Below are 17,901 nucleotides of genomic sequence, written 5' to 3' on the forward strand. Positions count from 1 at the left end.
GTGTGGCTGCTGGGATGTCTGGCTAGCGAAAGATAGGGCAGCGAACTATATCACTGATGAGAGTAATTCTCATCTGAAAGACGGTGGAGCCCGTGCGGTTTTTGCCGGACTTCCTTCTCTTATGCGCGCAAAAAAGCCGCCCGGTTGGGGCGGCTTTTTTGTGTTCAGCGCTTCATCGCATCAAGGTTTCATTGCGTGGCGATGGGACTGCGGATCAGGTAATCAAAGGCGCTGAGGGCCGCCTTCGCGCCTTCACCGGCCGCGATGATGATCTGCTTGAAAGGCACGGTCGTCACGTCGCCGGCCGCGAACACGCCAGGTACCGAGGTCTGGCCCTTGGCGTCGACGATGATCTCGCCGTGTTTGGACAGCTCCACCGTTCCCTTGAGCCAATCGGTGTTGGGCACCAGGCCGATCTGGATGAACACGCCTTCGAGCGCCACGGTTTTCAGCTCGCCGCTGGCGCGGTCCTTGTAGACCAGGCCATTGACCTTCTGGTCGCCGGTGATCTCGGTGGTCTGCGCATTGGTGATCACCGTGACGTTCGCCAGGCTGTTCAGTTTGCGTTGCAGCACGGCATCGGCGCGCAGCGCGGTGTCGTACTCGATCAGCGTCACATGGCCGACGATACCGGCCAGGTCGATGGCCGCCTCGACACCCGAGTTGCCACCGCCTATGACCGCCACGCGTTTGCCCTTGAACAGCGGGCCGTCGCAGTGCGGGCAGTAGGCCACGCCCTTGTTCTTGAACTCGTGCTCGCCGGGCACGTTGATGTTGCGCCAGCGCGCGCCGGTTGAGATCACGATGGACTTGCTCTTGAGCGAAGCGCCGTTTTCAAGCTGGACTTCGATCAGGTTTTTGTCCGGCCCGCTATTGGGGACCAAGGCCTTGGCGCGCTGCAGGTTCATGATGTCGACGTCGTAGTTGCGCACGTGTTCTTCCAGCGCGTGGGCGAATTTGGGCCCTTCGGTTTCCTTGATGGAGATGAAGTTTTCGATGCCCATGGTGTCCAGCACCTGGCCGCCGAAGCGCTCCGAGGCCACACCGGTGCGAATGCCCTTGCGCGCGGCATACACCGCTGCGGCGGCGCCGGCCGGGCCGCCGCCGACGATCAATACGTCGAAAGCTTCCTTGCCGTCTATCTTTTTGGCTTCACGCTCCACACCGCTGGTGTCGATTTTTGCGAGGATTTCTTCCAGGCTCATCCGGCCGTTTCCGAACATGGTGCCGTTGAGGAAGACCGTGGGCACGCCCATGATCTCGCGCTCCTTCACTTCGTCCTGGAAGGTACCGCCCTCGATCATGGTGGTCTTGATGCGCGGGTTCTGCACCGCCATCAGGTTCAGCGCCTGGACCACGTCGGGGCAGTTGTGGCAGGTCAGCGAGACATACACCTCGAAGTCAAAATCCCCGTCGAGTGCGCGGATCTGGTCCAGCACGGCTTGCTCGACCTTGGGTGGGTAGCCACCGACTTGCAGCAGCGCCAGGATCAGCGAGGTGAATTCATGGCCCATCGGCAGGCCGGCAAAACGCGGGCCGTGGTTCTCGCTGGGGCGGTTGATCGAGAACGAGGGCTTGCGGTGGTTGTCGTCGCGGCTCTCGGTCAGCTTGACCAGCGGCGACGCCTCTGCAACGTCCTTGAGCAGCGACAACACTTCGCCGGAGGCCTCGCTGTCGTCGAGCGAGGCAACGATTTCTATCGGTTGCGTGGCGCGTTCGAGGTAACTTTTCAGTTGGGCTTTGGTGGCGTCGTCGAGCATAAGGAACTCACTTTCAATTTCAATAAGGAACAAAAAAGCCCGGGACGGCACACCTGGGGTGTGCCGGGCCCGGGCCTTCTTCGGGAAGGCAGGGCGCTTGAACGCTTAGATCTTGCCGACCAGGTCAATGGACGGGGCGATGGTCTTGGCGCCTTCGTTCCACTTCGCGGGGCAAACCTGGCCGGGGTGGGCTGCCGTGTATTGGGCGGCCTTCAGCTTGCGCAGGGTTTCCTTGACGTCGCGTGCAATTTCGTTGGAGTGCACTTCAGCGGTCTTGATGACGCCTTCGGGGTTGATCACGAAGGTGCCGCGCAGTGCCAGGCCTTCTTCGGGGATGAACACGTCGAAGGCCTTGGTCAGCGTGTGGGTGGGGTCGCCCACCAGCGGGAACTTGGCTTTGCCGACGGCGGGGGAGGTTTCGTGCCACACCTTGTGCGAGAAATGCGTGTCGGTCGTCACGATGTAGACCTCTGCGCCGGCCTTCTGGAATTCGGCGTAGTTGTCGGCAGCGTCTTCGACTTCCGTGGGGCAGTTGAAGGTGAATGCGGCCGGCATGAAGATCAGGACCGACCATTTGCCTTTCAGCGATTCGTCCGACACGTCGATGAACTTGCCGTTGAGGAAGGCTTGGGTTTTGAAAGGCTGGACTTGGGTGTTGATCAGAGACATTTGTATGGCTTCCTATAGGTTGTGAAAAAAGGCTGAAAACTTGCCGGCGAATCGATAGTATATCGCTTTTAATTTGCAATCATCGATTGATATTGACTATTGATTGAATAGGTATGGCGGCCTTATCCGGTGCCCGCTCGGCCGCCATCCTCCGCGCCTCGTATGACCTGATCGTGACTCATTGGCGAGCGGGAGACGCAGCAGGGCAAGTGTTTCCTCAATTAATTTTGCATCCAAATGTTGCGAATGAGAACAATTCGCATATACTGCGGTCTCTCCAGAGCCAGCCACAAGTGACCGGGAGCCGACAGGCTTACCGTTGTCGCCGCAGCAAGCCCTCCAAACCTTCTACTTTGGGCTTGCATGACTTCCATCCATCCTTCCTCCCGCTTCGCGCTGCGCGAAATCTCTCTATTGACGGCGCTGGCCTGTGGCGCCGGTTTTGCCGCACAGGCGCAAACCGCGGCACCCGCTGCGGTGCAAGTCGCCGCGCTCAAAGAAGTCGTCGTCAGCGGCTCGCGCAACGAGCAATCGGTCGACGATATTTCGCAAACCATCGACGTGATCAACGCCGCCGACATCGAGCAGGGGCAGATCCGCGACATCCGCGATGCGGCGAAAAATATTCCCAACGTTTCCGTGCGCCGCGCGCCCGCGCGATTCGGCCTGGCGCAGGGCGACACCGGCCGTGAAGGCAATGCCGGCTTCAATATTCGGGGCCTCGACGGCAACCGCGTGTTGATGATGGTGGACGGCATCCGCATTCCGCGCAGCTATGCCTTCAGCCCCAATTCCTTCGGGCGCGACAGCGTGTCCATCGACCTCATCAAACGCATTGAAATCGTCAAGGGCCCGGCCTCCGCCCTGTACGGCTCCGACGGCATTGCCGGCCTGGTCAACTTCATCACCTACGAGCCCGACGACTACCTGCGGGCCGGCAAGTCGCTGGGCGGCCGCGCGTCCATCAGCTACAGCGGCGACAACCATGAGACCGCCGCCAGCGGCACGATCGCCGGCCGTGTCAACGACATGCTGGCCTGGCAGCTGAACATGGCCACCAGCAGCGGCAAGGAACTGGAGAACAAGGGCGAAAACAGCGGCACCGGTTTTACCCGGACCGCGCCGAACCCGCAAAGCGACAAGACCAACTCCTTGTTGGCCAAAGTCGTGCTGACGCCGACCGCTTCGCAAAAACACGTCATCACTTTCGAGCACGTCGACAAGAAGAGTGACTACAACCTGCTGACCGCGCGTTCGGCCACGGTGCTGGATTCGTACTCGACTGGAAAGATGGATCGCGACCGGCTGACCTGGGATGCCAGGTACAAGGTCGACACTTCGCTGGCCGACAACATCCAGACGGTGCTCAGCTACCAGGATGCGAAGTCCAGCGACTATACCTATGAGCGCCGCACGGCGCTGCCGCAGGAGCGCGTGCGCGACACCACCTACAGCGAACGCACGCTGCAGGCCAGCATCCAGGCCGACAAGACCCTGCGCATGGGCGCCAGCTCGGCGCAGAAGATCACTTACGGCCTGGACCACACCAGTGCCAAAATCGAAAACCTGCAGACCGGCCTGGTGCCGCCCGCCGGTGAGACATTCCCGCTCAAACGCTTTCCCGACACCACGGAAACCGCCACCGCCGTCTACGTGCAGGACGAATTCATCCTTGGCGACTGGAGCGTGACGCCGGGCGTGCGCGCCGACAGCTTCAAGATCGACGCGGCGCAGGCCGGCTTCCCGGTGCCCGCGGTGTCCATGTCGGGCTCGGCCGTGTCGCCCAAGGTCGGCGTCATTTACCGCGCTACGCCGCAGTGGAGCTTCTTCGGCAACTACGCCAGCGGTTTCCGCGCGCCCAATGCGGGTCAGGTCAACGGCTTCTTCCAGAACCTGGCCGGCGGCTACCGCACCGTGCCCAACCCCAACCTCAAGCCTGAAAAAAGCCGCAACGTCGAATTTGGCGTTCGCGGGCGGCTGGACCAGCTGAGCTTCGACACGGCCATTTTTTATGGCCGCTTCAAGGACCTGATCCAGGACGGTGCCATCGTGAGCGGTGCTTTTGGCAACCCTGCCAACCCCGCCGTGATCCAGTCGATCAATATCGACAACGCGACCATCAGCGGTTTTGAGATCAAGGGCGACATGAGTTGGGGCAAGTTCGGCGACGGCAAGCTCAGCACGCCGTTCTCCTATGGCTATACCAAGGGCACCGTCAAGAACACCGGCAAGCCGTTGGACACCATAGACCCGGCCAAGCTCAGCGTCGGCCTGAAGTACGAAACCGCGACATGGGATGTGCGCCTGGACGCGAGCCACCATTCGGCCAAGAAGTTTGACGACATCAGCGCGCAGACCATTGCCGCCTCGCCGCCCGCCGTGCCTGTGGCGACCACGCAGTTCGCCGTGCCGTCCGCGACCACGCTGGACCTGACCGGCCAGTGGCGTTTCAGCAAAACCCTGCGCCTGAACGCTGGCCTGATCAATCTGACCAACAAGAAGTACTGGAACTGGTCGGATGTCCGCGGCGTGGCGGCGAACTCCTCCTTCCGCGACGCCTACAGCCAGCCGGGCCGGTACTTCAACGTCTCGCTGGTCGCTGATTTCTGATACCGACCTGCACCTTTTACAAGCCAGAAGGAAAGCGCATGAGCCAGTCTCCCGACCATGGTGCCAACGACGGCGACACCGCTGCAGCCGACGTGCAGGGCTTGCCCCCGGCGCAAGCCCTGCTGGCCGGGACGCTGGCGCTGATGACCGGCCATGCCCAGGCCTGCTGCGAAGGGCAGCGCGCCTTGCTGGCCCAAAGGATTACCGACAACCTCCTCATGCTGTCGCGCCATGTCGGCGCGCCGCCGAATTTCAGGGCCATTGCCGCCAACCTGCATCCCCTGTGGGTGCGCCTGTTGCAGCAGGGCCCCGACCAGCCACAGCAGGGGCTTTCACCTGCGGACCCTTCTGATACCCATCGCGTGCTTTGGCACACAACCCCGGAGACCCTTCAATGAGCGCAGTCCTTCAAACCCAGACGCGGCCCGACGCCGCAAGCCAGGCCGATGCCGGCACTGCTCCCCTGAACCCCGCCGCCCTGCGCGAGCGCTTCGCCGCCGCGCGCAGCAGCGGCAAGCGCGCCAAGGACGCCGCCGAAAGCTTAGGCATCACCGAAGGCCAGGCCGTCGCGGCCCACGCCGGCACGCATGAGCATGCCCTCAAGGCCACGCCGCTCAAAGGCCCGTGGGTCGAGATCCTGCAGGCGCTGGAGTTGTGCGGCCCGGTCATGGCGCTCACGCGCAATGAAGCCACCGTGCATGAAAAAACCGGTGTCTACCGCAACATCAGCGCGCAAGGCATGATGGGCCTGGCGCTGGGTGAAGAGATCGACCTGCGCATTTTCTTCAGCCGCTGGCATGCGGGCTTTTACGTCTTCGAGCCCGCCAACGACCCCAAGAACCCGGCCTCGGAAAGCCTGCAGTTTTTTGATGCGCACGGCGTGGCCGTGCACAAGGTGTTCGCGCGGCCCGAGACCGACCGCGAAGCCTTCAGGGACGTCGCCAACCAGTTCAGCGACGCCGGCAAGGCGTATAGCTTCACGCCCGCCGTGCCCAAGGAGGCTCCCAAGCCTGATGCGGAAATCGACGCCGCCGCGCTGGCCCAGGGCTGGAGCCAGATGAAGGACACGCACGAGTTTTTCGGCCTGATCGGCAAGGCCGGCGCGGAGCGCCAGCAGGCCTTTCGCCTGGTTGAAGGCCGTTTCACCCAGAAAGCCGACCTGGGCATCGTGCGCAAGCTGCTCGACGAAGCCTCTGTGGACGGCACGCCCATCATGGTGTTTGTCGGCAGCCCGGGCTGCATCCAGATCCACACCGGGCCGGTCAAGCGCATCGAACCCATGGTCACCCCGACCGCGCAGTGGATCAACGTGCTCGATGCCGGCTTCAACCTGCACCTGCGCGAAGATATGGTCAAGAGCGCCTGGATTGTTGAGAAGCCCACGACCGAAGGCCTGGTCACCTCGGTGGAAGTCTTCGACGGCGCGGGTGAGTTGATGGCGATGTTTTTCGGCGCGCGCAAACCGGGCGTTCCCGAACTGCAGGCTTGGCGCGACATCGTGGCGCGCCTGCCCCGGCTTTCATGAAAGCCGGCCTTTCCCTGCTCCGACGGCGCGATGCCCTGCGGTATTTTTCACTGCCGGTGGTTTCCGTTGTCCCTGGCGTTGGCGGCCTGGGTGCAACGGCTGCGCGGGCCCAGGGCCAGGCGCCGGTGAGGATGCCGCGCATCGTCTCGGTGAGCGGCGCGACCACGGAAATCGTCTACGCGCTGGGCGCTGAAAAGCAACTGGTCGGCACCGACACCACCAGCCTTTATCCCGCTGCGGCCTTGCAGACGCCCAAGGTCGGCTATATGCGCCAGCTGTCGGCCGAAGGCCTGCTCTCGCTTAAGCCCGACGCGGTGATCGGCACGACTGAAGCCGGGCCTCTCGTGGTGATGGACCAGATCAGAAGTGCCGGCGTCAAGCTGGAGCTGGTAGAGGCCGACCACACATGGACCGAAGTGCAGCGCAAGGTCGCCGCGGTGGGGCGGGCCACGGCCCGTGTGGCGCAGGCCGCCGCGCTGCAGGCCAAACTCGATGCCCAATGGGCCGAGGTGCTGGCGGCTGTCGCCCGCAAAGGCGGTCGCAAACCGCGCGCCATCTTTATTCTTTCGCATTCGGGTTCGCCGCAGGTGGCGGGCGAGAAAACCGCCGCGCACGCCATGCTGAATTACGCGGACCTGGACAATGCCCTCATCAGCACTGGCGGCTCCGCCAATTTCGCCGGATACCGCGCCATGACACCCGAAGCGGTGGTCACCGCAGCTCCCGACGTGATCGTCACCACCACGCAAGGTGTCGAAGCTGTCGGCGGCCTGGAGAAATTCTGGCAACGACCCGGCTTGGAGCTGACGCCCGCCTACAAACGCCGTGCGCTGGTCGCGCTTGACGCGCTCTACCTGATTGGCTTCGGGCCACGCCTGCCGCAGGCCGTGGCCGAGCTGCACCAGGCTGGGTTGAAGGCCGTCGCATGAAGGCCCTCCAGCACGGCGACCACAGGCGCTTGCCCGCGTCGCTGGTGCTGGCCGGGGGCGTGCTGCTGCTGGCCCTGAGCTTTGTGATTGGCAGCGCGCGCGGCGCGTATGCCATCAGCCCGCTGCAACTTTGGAACGTGCTGCTCGACATGCTGGGCGGTAGCACCCAGCCCACGCCCGAGCACCTGGTTTTCATGAACATCCGCCTGCCGCGGCTGCTGCTTGGCGTGGCGGCGGGTGCGGCGCTGGGCCTGTCCGGCGCGCTGATGCAGGGCCTGTTTCGCAATCCGCTGGCCGACCCCGGCCTCATCGGCGTCAGCAGCGGCGCAGCATTGGCCGCCGGCATGACCATCGTGCTGGGCAGCCTGTGGTTCCCTGAAATGCCGCGCACGCTGGGCAGCTGGACGCTGGTGGCTGCGGCTTTCACCGGCAGCCTGTTGGTCACCATGCTGGTGTACGCCCTGTCCCAACAGGACGGTGCGACGCGGGTCGGCCTGATGCTGCTCGCAGGTGTCGCCATCAACGCCCTGGCCGGCGCCGGCCTGGGCTACCTGACTTTCCTGGCCACCGACGAGCAACTGCGCAACATCCAGTTCTGGCTGCTGGGCAGCCTGGGCGGCGCGCGCTGGAGCGCGGTGGCCCTGGTGTTCGCTATGGTGACGGCGGCCGTAGGCTCGGGCATCGCGCTGGCCAGGCCGTTGAACGCCATCGCGCTGGGTGAGGCGCAGGCCGCGCTGCTGGGTGTTCCGGTGGAGCGCGTCAAGCGCCTTGCGGTACTGCTGACGGCGCTGGCGGTAGGCGCCGTCACAGCCACCACCGGCATCATCGGTTTCATCGGCCTGGTGGCGCCGCACTGCGTGCGCCTGGTGGCCGGGCCTGACCACCGCATCGTGCTGCCGGGCTCGGCCCTGCTGGGCGCGGCCCTGGTGCTGGCGGCGGACAGCGTGGCGCGCACCATGGTCAAGCCGGCCGAGTTGCCGCTGGGTGTGCTGACGGCTTTTGTCGGCGTGCCTTTCTTTTTACTGCTGCTGCGGCACTTCCGCARCAGGCTATGAGGTGCCCTTGAACGCGCGCAACCAGACCGATTTTTTTCCGCTCGCCGGCCTGCTCGAAGTGGCGGGCGTGGGGGTCGAGGTGACGGGTCGCTCGCTGCTGCAGGCAGCCTCGGCGCAATTCATCGCGGGGCATGTTACGGCCGTGCTGGGCCCCAACGGCGCGGGCAAGTCGACCTTGATGTCGCTGCTGACCGGTCAGCGCCAGCCTTCGGGCGGCCATGTCCGACTGGCCGGCAAGGCGCTGTCCGCCCATGCCCCCGCCGAGCTGGCCCGCATGCGCGCCTGTGTAGCGCAGGAAACCCAGGTCGCTTTCGAGTTCACCGTGCGGGAGGTGGTGGAACTGGGCCGCTATCCGCACCGCAGGCATCCGAGTCGGAACGAAGCCGACGTCGTGTTGCTGGCCATGCAGGCCACCGCGGTCGAGCATTTGCAGCATCGCGTGCTCAACACGCTCTCGGGCGGTGAAAAAGCACGCGTTCACCTGGCGCGCGCGCTGGCACAGGTGTGGGAGCCCTTGGAGGGCCAGGACACACGTTGGCTGTTGCTGGATGAGCCCACCGCCGCGCTCGATCTGCAGCACCAGCACCGCATGTTGCAACTGGTGCGCGCCTGGGCGACCGCTCAGGGCGTGGGCGTCGTGGCCGTGCTGCACGACTTGAACCTCGCATTGCGCTACAGCGACCGCTGTGTGGTGCTGCAGGGCGGCGAGGTGGTGGGCAGCGGCGCCACCGCCGAGGTACTCACGCCTGCCTGCATCGAAAAGGTTTGGGGCGTGGTCGCGCACCCGGTCGCGCCGCAGGGTGGGGCGGCCAGGCCTTCCCAGTACCTGTTTGAGGCACCGATTTAAAACCTAGGCTGCCAGGGCGATCACGACAGCCGACTCGTCGACCAGGGCCTGCACCAGGACCTTGGCCTTCAGGCCGCTGCCCGCCGCCGCAAAACCCACGAGCTGCAGGCCGCCGTCGAGCTGCAGCGACACTTCATCGCCGCTGGCGCCTCGGCTGATGCGTACAGCCTGGCCCTTGAGATTTTGAACGCCCGGCGGTGTGGCGCTTTGTGCACTCACCGTCACCGCCGTGGCCTTGCACAGTGCCAGCACCGCCTGTCCCTTTTGCAAGCCCAGCAGCTCGGCGCTGGCCTTGGTGATGCGCGAGACCAGCGCGGCACCGCCGGCCAGTTGCAGGTGCACGCGCGCCACCTGGCCTCGCACCTCCAGTTTGTCGACTTGGCAAGGAAGCTGGTTGCGCATGCTGGTGCGCACGCCCATGTTCGACAGCACCGGCAGCGCGCGCGGCAGCAGCAATTCGTTGGACTTGAAGCCGGCCAGTACCTGGCTACGGGTGTCGCTCAAGAGTCCCGCCACCGCCAGCAGCTTCTGGCCAGCCGGCGTGAGGGTGGCGCCGCCGCCGCCCGAGCCGCCCACGGCGCGCTCCACCAGCGCCACGCCGGCCAGGTTGGTCAGGGTATCTATGGCCTGCCATGCGGCCTTGTAGCTGACTTTCGCCTGGCGCGCGGCCTGTGAGATCGAGCCGCTTTCGCCGACCAGGCGCAGGATGTCGATGCGCTTGTCGGCCGGCTCGTGGCCCAGGGCGCTGGCGAAGGAGGGGGCGGTGGATGGGGCTGCGTTTTTTTTCATGGAAGGCCCAAGGGCAGGCAGCGCTATTCTAAAATAGAATAGCGCTTGGGTGGAGGGCCTGGCGGCCAAGGCCGCTTCGCCCATCACTTTCCCTCTTTCAGTTCCGGAGCCTTCTGATGCCCAAAACCTTGTTGCGCTGGTTGCCTGCGTTGTGTCTTGCACTGGTCTCGACAGCCACGCTGGCCGACGACGTCCAGGTCGCGGTCGCGGCCAATTTCACGGCGCCCATGAAGCTGATTGCCGCCGACTTTGAAAAAGACACCGGCCACAAGACGGTGTTGACCTTCGGCGCCACAGGCAAGTTCTACGCGCAGATCAGCAACGGCGCGCCCTTCGAAGTGTTCCTCGCGGCCGACGATGAAACCCCCGCCAGGCTCGAAAAAGACGGCGTGGCCGTGAACGGCAGCCGCTTCACCTACGCCACCGGCAAGCTGGTGCTCTGGTCCGCACAGCCCGGCCTGGTCGACGCGCAGGGCGAGGTCCTGAAAAAGGGCGACTTTAAAAAGATCGCCATCGCCGCGCCCAAGCTCGCGCCCTATGGCGCCGCCGCCGTCGAGACCATGAACAAGCTGGGCCTGCAAGCCGCGCTGGAGCCCAAACTGGTGCAGGGCGAAAGCATTGGCCAGGCTTTCAGCTTTGTCTCCACCGGCAATGCCGAACTGGGTTTTATCGCATTGTCGCAGGTCTATGAAGGCGGCAAGATCAAGTCCGGCTCGGCCTGGATAGTTCCCGAAAACCTGCATAGCCCCATCCGCCAGGACGCGGTGCTACTGGCAAAGGCCAAGGACAGCAAGGCCGCGGTGCAACTGATGGCCTATCTCAAGACCGACAAGGCCAAGGCGGTGATCCGCGCCTTCGGCTACGAGCCCTGAAGCGCGGCCGACCATGCTGGACTCGGCAGGCCTGCAGGCCCTTGCGCTGACCTTGCGACTGGCGGCCACCACCACCTTGGTGTTGCTGTTGGCCGGAACGCCGCTGGCCTGGTGGCTGGCGCGCACGCGCTCCTGGCTCAAGGGGCCGGTGGGAGCGCTGGTGGCCTTGCCGCTGGTCTTGCCGCCGGTGGTGCTGGGCTTTTACCTGCTGGTGCTCATGGGCCCGAACGGCCCTATCGGCCAAGTCACGCAGTCGCTGGGCTGGGGCCTGCTGCCTTTCAGCTTTGCCGGCTTGGTGATCGGGTCGGTGCTGTATTCCATGCCTTTTGTGGTGCAGCCGCTGCAAAACGCTTTTGAAGCCCTGGGCGACCGCCCGCTGGAGGCCGCCGCCACCTTGCGGGCCTCGCCGCTGGACACCTTCTTCAGCGTGGTGCTTCCGATGGCCCGGCCCGCCTACCTGACGGCCGCCGTCATGGGCTTCGCGCACACGGTCGGCGAGTTCGGCATCGTGCTCATGATGGGCGGCAACATCCCCGGCAAGACGCGCGTGATGTCGGTGCAGATTTACGACCATGTGGAGGCGCTCGAATACAGCCAGGCGCACTGGCTGGCCGGCGGCCTGCTGGTGTTTTCCTTCCTGGTGCTGCTGGCGCTCTATACCTTGAATACCCTGCAGCCGGGTCGGCGCAAAGGGCAGGGCGCATGAAACCCGAGGGCGGTGGCATCACCGCATCTTTCCGCCGCGCATTCACCGGCTTTTCGCTCGATGTGTCGCTGGCCGTCCCGGGGCGCGGCGTGACGGCCATTTTCGGCCCCTCGGGCTCCGGCAAAACCAGCCTGCTGCGCAGCATTGCCGGGCTGGAGCGCGCAGGCAGCGGCTACCTCGCCGTCAATGGTGAGGTCTGGCAGGACGATGCCGCCGGCGTTTTCCTGCCTGTGCACCAGCGCCCCCTGGGTTATGTGTTCCAGGAGGCCAGCCTGTTTGCCCACCTGGATGTGCGCCGCAACCTTGACTTCGGCCTGCGCCGTGTGCCGCCGGCTCGGCGCCGCGTCTCGCTGGAGCAAGCCATAGCACTGCTGGGCCTGCAGGCACTGATGCAGCGCATGCCCGACACCCTCTCGGGAGGCGAGCGCCAGCGCGTGGCGATCGCCCGGGCGCTGGCCACCAGCCCGCGCCTGCTGCTCATGGACGAACCCCTGGCTTCGCTGGACATCGCGCGCAAGGCTGAAATCCTGCCTTACCTGGAGCGCCTGCATGACGAACTCGACATGCCCGTGCTTTATGTGAGCCACGCCCCTGACGAGGTCGCCCGGCTGGCCGACCACCTGGTACTGCTGGACGGCGGCCGGGTCACGGCCTCGGGTCCCACGCGTGAATTGATGACGCGGCTGGATTTGCCGCTGGCGCATGGCGATGCCGCGGCCGCGGTGCTGGACGCTGTGGTGAGCGCCGTCGAACCCGATTGGCACATGAGCCATGCCGAGTTTCCGGGAGGCCGCATCAGCCTGCTCAATCCTGCGTTGCAGGTCGGCCAGCGTGTGCGCGTGCGCATCCAGGCGCGCGATGTGAGCCTCACGCTGGCGCGCCAGGAAGGCACCAGCGTGCAGAACATCTTCCCCGTCACCGTCACCGGCCTGGCAGCCGACAGCCCGGGCCAGCTCATGGTGGGCCTGGACGCCGGCGGCAGCGCGCTGCTGGCCCGCATCACGCAGAAGTCGGCCCAGGCGCTGCGACTGCAGCCGGGCAGCCGCGTGTTCGCGCAGGTCAAGGGTGTGGCGGTGTTGGGCTAAGACGTTCGGCTAAGAAGGTCAGGATTTCATCGCGCCAACCCCAGCCGCTACCGCAGGACGCAGGCTGGTTCGCCGTAAGTAACAGCGGGTTTCATTTCAATCCGTGCGCTGCGGGAACTGCGGATCGACGCCCGCGCCTGCTTCGATGTATGGTCTTCCCCGCATCCCTCGTTCCTTGTTGTTGGCATGGGATGTGCATCAAGAACTCTACATACACATCCATCCAGGCAGGAGAACATCACATGCGTTTTAGTTTCAAGGGCACCGTTCTGGCGTCCGCTTGTTCCCTCGTGCTGGCGTTCGGCGTTGCCGTTCCCGCCGCACACGCGCAGGCACAGGCCGACAAGGCAGTCCTCGAAAAAGCCGAGAGTTACAAGGGCGAGGCACTGGCCTTGCTGGAGAAGCTGGTCAACATCGATTCCGGCTCGGGCTATGAAAAAGGCCTGGCCCAGGTGCGGGCGATTTCCGTGGACGAGCTCAAGAAGCTCGGTGCCAGCATCGAGACCGTTCCTTCCGGGGATGGCGGGGCTCATGTCCTGGCGACGTTCGTCGGCACCGGCAAGGCCAGGATCCTGCTGATGGCGCACATGGACACCGTCTTCAAGGAAGGCACGGCGGCCGCCAAACCCTTTTACGTCAAGGACGGCCGCGCCTACGGCCCTGGCGTGATGGACAACAAGGGCGGCATCCTCGCCGGCGTGTATGCGATCAAGATCCTGCAGCAACTTCAGTTCAAGGACTATGCAAGGCTGACCTTCCTGCTCGACAACAACGAGGAGACCGGTTCGGCCATTGCGACGGCCCTGATCCAGAAGGTGGCCAAACAACATGACGTCACCCTGAACCTGGAGCCCGGCCGCCCGGCCGATGGCCTGGTGATCTGGCGCAAGGGGAGCGGCACAGCCACGGTGGAGGTCAAGGGAAAGACCGCGCACGCCGGTGTGGCGCCCGAGCTGGGCCGCAACGCGGCCATGGAGGCAGCCCACCAGATCCTGCAGCTCGGCAAACTGGGCAGCCCCGAGAAACAGACGACGATCAACTTCACGGTGCTCAAGGCCGGCGACCGCACCAACGTGATCCCGGACTCGGCCAGTGCCAAGGCCGATGTGCGCGTGGCCGTGCCCGAGGAGTTTGACCGCATCGAAAAGGATCTGGCGCGGGTGTCGGCCAACAAGCTGATCGCGGACACCGAGGTCAAGACCAGCTTGAGCCGAGGCCTGCCGCCCATGCCCCAAACCGCTCATCAGGATGCGCTGGCCGCCAAAGCCCAGGCGATCTACGGCGAAATCGGCCGCAAGCTGACGCTGGAAGGCAGCGGTGGCGCGGCCGATGCCAGCCTGTCGGCCGGGGTAGGCGTGCCAACCCTCGATGGGTTTGGCATTGTCGGCGGCAACATCCACACTGAAAACGAATACGCCGAAGTGGAAAGCATCGTCCCGCGCTTTTATCTGCTGGCGCGCATGGTGATGGAGTTGAGCAAGCCGAATTGATGCGCTTGCCCCGCCTTGAGAAAAACGGCCCTTCGAAGGGCCGTTTTCCATGGGGTGGCGCTGTGTTCAGTACTCCAGCCGCTCGGGCCGGATTTCCTGCAGGATGGTGGTCGAAATCTCTTCGATGGATTTCGTTGTGGTTGAGAGCCAGCGTATGCCTTCGCGCCGCATCATGGCTTCGGCCTCATGGATTTCCTCGCGGCAGTTCTCCAGGCTCGCGTATTTCGAATTGGGCCGGCGTTCGTTACGAATCTGTGCCAGGCGCTCAGGCGCGATGGTGAGGCCGAAAATCTTCTTGCGGTGCGGCACCAGGGCCGGCGGCAGCTGGCGTCGCTCAAAGTCTTCGGGGATCAGCGGGTAGTTCGAGGCCTTGAGCCCGTACTGCATGGCCAGGTAGAGCGAAGTCGGTGTCTTGCCGCTGCGGCTCACGCCCACCAGAATCACGTCGGAGCCGGCCAGGTCGCGATTGCTCTGGCCGTCGTCGTGCGCCAGCGAGAAATTGATGGCCTCGATGCGGTCGTCGTATTCCTTGCTCTTGGAGGCATCCGAAAAGCGGCCCACCCGGTGGTTGGACTTGATGCCCAGTTCGCCCTCCAGCGGCGCCACGAACATGCCGAACATGTCCAGCAGCATGCCGTTGCAATGGGTTTTGATGACGGCCAGAATTTCCATGTTGACCAGCGTGGTGAAGACGATGGGGCGTTTGCCCTCGACTTCGGCCGTGTGGTTGATCTGCCGTATCGCCTGGTGGGCTTTGTCCACGCTGTCGATAAAGGGCAGGCGGACGTGGCGCGGCTTGAACTCGAACTGGGCCAGGATGGCGTTACCAAAGGTTTCCGCGGTGATGCCGGTGCCGTCGGAGATGAAAAACACGGTGCGTTGGGACATGGTGGTGTTTGAATGGGCGTCTGGCTGATTGAAAGCTGGGTGAAAGGCTGACGCGGCACATCCGGCGGCAGACCCCTACAATTGAGCCAATTATCCAGTTTGCCACGCCATGCCCCGCCACAACCCCCTAGAACAACAACAAGGYTGCCTGCCGCGCATGGCGAATTCCCCGGTTTTTAAACCTCCCGGAGTATTTTCATGTCCAAGCTGTTCGAGGCGACCGCCCTGGTCGTACCGTTTGAAAACCTGAGGATGACAGACGTCGAGGCCGTTGGCGGCAAAAACGCCAGCCTCGGCGAGATGATCTCGCAATTGCCCACCGGCCCCGAGGGCGTGCGGGTGCCCACCGGATTCGCCACCACGGCCCACGCTTTTCGCGTGTTCCTGGCCCACGACGGGCTGGATAAAAAAATCAACGGCGTGCTGGACGCGCTCAACACCGACGACGTGCGGGCCCTGGCTGAGGCCGGCGCCAAAATCCGCGCGCTGGTCGAAGCCCAGCCCTTCCCGGCCGACCTCGAAAAAGCTGTGCGTGACAGCTTTGCCGTGTTGAGCGCCGGCAACGCCCAGGCCAGTTTCGCGGTGCGCTCCTCGGCCACGGCCGAAGATCTGCCGGACGCTTCTTTCGCCGGCCAGCAGGAAACCTTTCTGAATGTGGTCGGCATCGAGGACGTGCTGCACAAGATGAAAGAGGTGTTCGCCTCGCTTTACAACGACCGCGCCATCAGCTACCGCGTGCACCAGGGCTTTGCCCATTCCGACGTGGCGCTGTCCGCCGGCATCCAGCGCATGGTGCGCAGCGACAAGGGCGCGGCCGGTGTGATGTTCACGATAGATACCGAAAGCGGTTTTGAGGACGTGGTCTTCATCACCTCCAGCTACGGCCTGGGCGAAACCGTGGTGCAGGGCGCCGTCAATCCCGACGAGTTCTATGTGCACAAGCCCATGCTCAAAGCCGGCAAGCGCGCTGTGATCCGCCGCAACCTGGGCTCCAAGCTGCTGCAGATGGAGTTCGCCACGCCGGAAGAGAAAAAGGCCGGCGGCAAGCTGGTCAAGACCACCGACGTGCCGACCGAGCTGCGCAACCGTTATTCGCTGACCGACGACGACGTTGAGCAACTGGCCCGCTACGCGCTCATCATTGAGGCCCACTACGGCCGCCCCATGGACATCGAATGGGGCAAGGATGGCACCGACGGCCTGCTCTACATCCTGCAGGCTCGCCCCGAGACGGTAAAGAGCCAGGCCAAGGGCAAGGCCGAGCAGCGCTACAAGCTCAAGGGCACCGGCACGGTATTGGCCGAGGGCAGGGCGATCGGTCAGAAGATCGGCACCGGCCCGGTGCGCATCGTGCACGACATCAAGGACATGGACCAGGTGCAGGCCGGCGACATCCTCGTTACCGACATGACCGACCCGAACTGGGAGCCGGTGATGAAGCGCGCCAGCGCCATCGTCACCAACCGCGGTGGGCGCACCTGCCACGCGGCCATCATTGCGCGCGAGCTGGGCATCCCGGCCGTGGTCGGCTGCGGCGACGCGACTGAGACGCTCAAGGACGGCATGCTGGTGACGGTGAGCTGCGCCGAAGGCGACACCGGCAACATCTATGACGGCCTGCTCGAAACCGAGGTGACCGAGGTGCAGCGCGGCGCGATGCCGCCGATAGACCTCAAGATCATGATGAACGTGGGCAACCCGCAACTTGCCTTCGACTTCTGCCAGGTGCCCAACCACGGCGTGGGCCTGGCGCGGCTGGAGTTCATCATCAACAACAACATCGGCGTGCACCCCAAGGCCATCCTGGAGTACCCCAACATCGACGCCGACCTGAAAAAGGCCGTGGAAAGCGTGGCCCGCGGCCATGCCTCGCCGCGCGCTTTCTACGTCGACAAGGTGGCCGAAGGCATCGCCACCATAGGCGCGGCCTTTTGGCCCAAGCCGGTGATCGTGCGCCTGTCGGACTTCAAGTCCAACGAATACCGCAAGCTGATAGGCGGCTCGCGCTACGAGCCCGAGGAAGAAAACCCGATGCTGGGTTTCCGCGGCGCGGCGCGCTACCTGAGCCCCGACTTCGCCGAGGCCTTCGCGATGGAATGCGAGGCGCTCAAGCGCGTGCGCAACGACATGGGCCTGACCAACGTCGAGGTCATGGTGCCCTTTGTGCGCACCCTGGGCCAAGCCAAGGCCGTGACCGAGCTGCTGGCCAAACACGGCCTCAAGCGCGGCGAGCAGGGCCTGAAGATCATCATGATGTGCGAGGTGCCCAGCAATGCGGTGCTGGCCGACCAGTTCCTCGAGTATTTCGACGGTTTCTCCATCGGCTCCAACGACCTGACCCAGCTCACGCTGGGCCTGGACCGCGACTCGGGCCTCGACATCCTGGCCAAGGATTTTGACGAACGTGACCCGGCCGTCAAGGCGCTGCTGGGCCAGGCCATCGCCGCCTGCAAGCGTGCCAACAAATACGTCGGCATCTGCGGCCAGGGCCCCAGTGACCATCCCGACTTTGCGCTGTGGCTCAAGGAGCAGGGCATAGGCTCGATCTCGCTGAACCCCGACACGGTGATCGACACCTGGAAGCAACTGGCCGGCTGAGCCGGCGCCGCCGCGCCCACCGAGGGAAAACCCCCGGTGGCCGGCACATCCGCGGTAAGCAATTGGCAAGTCCTCCGA

15 protein-coding genes are annotated in these 17,901 nt (G+C 64.4%); 11 read left to right on the forward strand and 4 right to left on the reverse strand.

Translation table 11 applies throughout. The annotated features are described in order from the left end of the window. Nucleotides 1-188: 188 nt before the first annotated feature. Together ahpF and ahpC are read right to left on the reverse strand one after the other, a co-directional pair. Nucleotides 189-1,760: an alkyl hydroperoxide reductase subunit F gene (gene ahpF / locus AC1DXS_RS19810; protein WP_477739179.1), complete on the reverse strand. Its 1,572-nt coding sequence runs from the start codon at nt 1,758-1,760 to the stop codon at nt 189-191. 105 nt (nt 1,761-1,865) lie between these two features. Beyond that, nucleotides 1,866-2,429 (reverse strand): alkyl hydroperoxide reductase subunit C, encoded by a 564-nt coding sequence (gene ahpC / locus AC1DXS_RS19815; RefSeq protein ID WP_007874200.1) that lies wholly within the window; start codon nt 2,427-2,429, stop codon nt 1,866-1,868. 363 nt (nt 2,430-2,792) lie between these two features. Between ahpC and AC1DXS_RS19820 the strand changes: the two genes are divergently transcribed. The 6 genes from AC1DXS_RS19820 to AC1DXS_RS19845 are packed head-to-tail and all read left to right on the forward strand — an operon-like array spanning nt 2,793 to nt 9,395. Next, nucleotides 2,793-5,039, forward strand: coding sequence for a TonB-dependent hemoglobin/transferrin/lactoferrin family receptor (locus AC1DXS_RS19820; protein ID WP_477739180.1), 2,247 nt, complete (start codon nt 2,793-2,795; stop codon nt 5,037-5,039). A 38-nt stretch (nt 5,040-5,077) separates the two neighbouring features. After that, nucleotides 5,078-5,437 (forward strand): hypothetical protein, encoded by a 360-nt coding sequence (locus AC1DXS_RS19825; RefSeq protein WP_477739181.1) that lies wholly within the window; start codon nt 5,078-5,080, stop codon nt 5,435-5,437. Beyond that, entirely contained in the window at nt 5,434-6,564 is a 1,131-nt protein-coding gene (locus AC1DXS_RS19830; protein WP_477739182.1) for a hemin-degrading factor, read from the forward strand. Before AC1DXS_RS19825 ends, AC1DXS_RS19830 begins: the two co-directional genes overlap by 4 nt. Continuing rightward, nucleotides 6,561-7,493, forward strand: a complete 933-nt coding sequence (locus AC1DXS_RS19835; RefSeq protein WP_477739183.1) for a heme/hemin ABC transporter substrate-binding protein — start codon at nt 6,561-6,563, stop codon at nt 7,491-7,493. The genes AC1DXS_RS19830 and AC1DXS_RS19835 overlap by 4 nt, the downstream gene beginning before the upstream one ends. Continuing rightward, entirely contained in the window at nt 7,490-8,548 is a 1,059-nt protein-coding gene (locus AC1DXS_RS19840) for a FecCD family ABC transporter permease (RefSeq protein WP_477739184.1), read from the forward strand. Before AC1DXS_RS19835 ends, AC1DXS_RS19840 begins: the two co-directional genes overlap by 4 nt. A gap of 7 nt (nt 8,549-8,555) precedes the next feature. Further along, a complete protein-coding gene (locus AC1DXS_RS19845; protein WP_477739185.1) occupies nt 8,556-9,395 on the forward strand; it encodes a heme ABC transporter ATP-binding protein in 840 nt (279 codons plus the stop codon). A gap of 3 nt (nt 9,396-9,398) precedes the next feature. On the opposite strand, the gene AC1DXS_RS19850 is transcribed toward AC1DXS_RS19845, so the two are convergent. Then, complete coding sequence (locus AC1DXS_RS19850; RefSeq protein WP_477739186.1) at nt 9,399-10,184, reverse strand: TOBE domain-containing protein; 786 nt, start codon at nt 10,182-10,184, stop codon at nt 9,399-9,401. 116 nt (nt 10,185-10,300) lie between these two features. Between AC1DXS_RS19850 and modA the strand changes: the two genes are divergently transcribed. The 4 genes from modA (at nt 10,301) to AC1DXS_RS19870 (ending at nt 14,337) form a co-directional block, all read left to right on the forward strand. After that, a complete protein-coding gene (modA, locus tag AC1DXS_RS19855; RefSeq protein ID WP_477739187.1) occupies nt 10,301-11,056 on the forward strand; it encodes a molybdate ABC transporter substrate-binding protein in 756 nt (251 codons plus the stop codon). Nucleotides 11,057-11,069: 13 nt separating this feature from the next. Further along, nucleotides 11,070-11,762, forward strand: a complete 693-nt coding sequence (modB, locus tag AC1DXS_RS19860; RefSeq protein WP_477739188.1) for a molybdate ABC transporter permease subunit — start codon at nt 11,070-11,072, stop codon at nt 11,760-11,762. Next, nucleotides 11,759-12,847, forward strand: coding sequence for a molybdenum ABC transporter ATP-binding protein (gene modC / locus AC1DXS_RS19865; protein ID WP_477739189.1), 1,089 nt, complete (start codon nt 11,759-11,761; stop codon nt 12,845-12,847). The genes modB and modC overlap by 4 nt, the downstream gene beginning before the upstream one ends. A gap of 242 nt (nt 12,848-13,089) precedes the next feature. Further along, the gene (locus AC1DXS_RS19870; protein ID WP_477739190.1) at nt 13,090-14,337 is read left to right on the forward strand and encodes a M20/M25/M40 family metallo-hydrolase; all 1,248 of its coding nucleotides are present in this window, start codon (nt 13,090-13,092) and stop codon (nt 14,335-14,337) included. A gap of 66 nt (nt 14,338-14,403) precedes the next feature. On the opposite strand, the gene ppsR is transcribed toward AC1DXS_RS19870, so the two are convergent. Further along, the gene (gene ppsR, locus AC1DXS_RS19875; protein ID WP_092126396.1) at nt 14,404-15,225 is read right to left on the reverse strand and encodes a posphoenolpyruvate synthetase regulatory kinase/phosphorylase PpsR; all 822 of its coding nucleotides are present in this window, start codon (nt 15,223-15,225) and stop codon (nt 14,404-14,406) included. 198 nt (nt 15,226-15,423) lie between these two features. On the opposite strand from ppsR, the gene ppsA reads away from it, so the two are divergent. After that, complete coding sequence (gene ppsA / locus AC1DXS_RS19880; RefSeq protein WP_477739191.1) at nt 15,424-17,823, forward strand: phosphoenolpyruvate synthase; 2,400 nt, start codon at nt 15,424-15,426, stop codon at nt 17,821-17,823. The last annotated feature ends 78 nt before the right edge of the window (nt 17,824-17,901 follow it).

The organism is Polaromonas sp. P3_B1 (genome assembly GCF_056402935.1).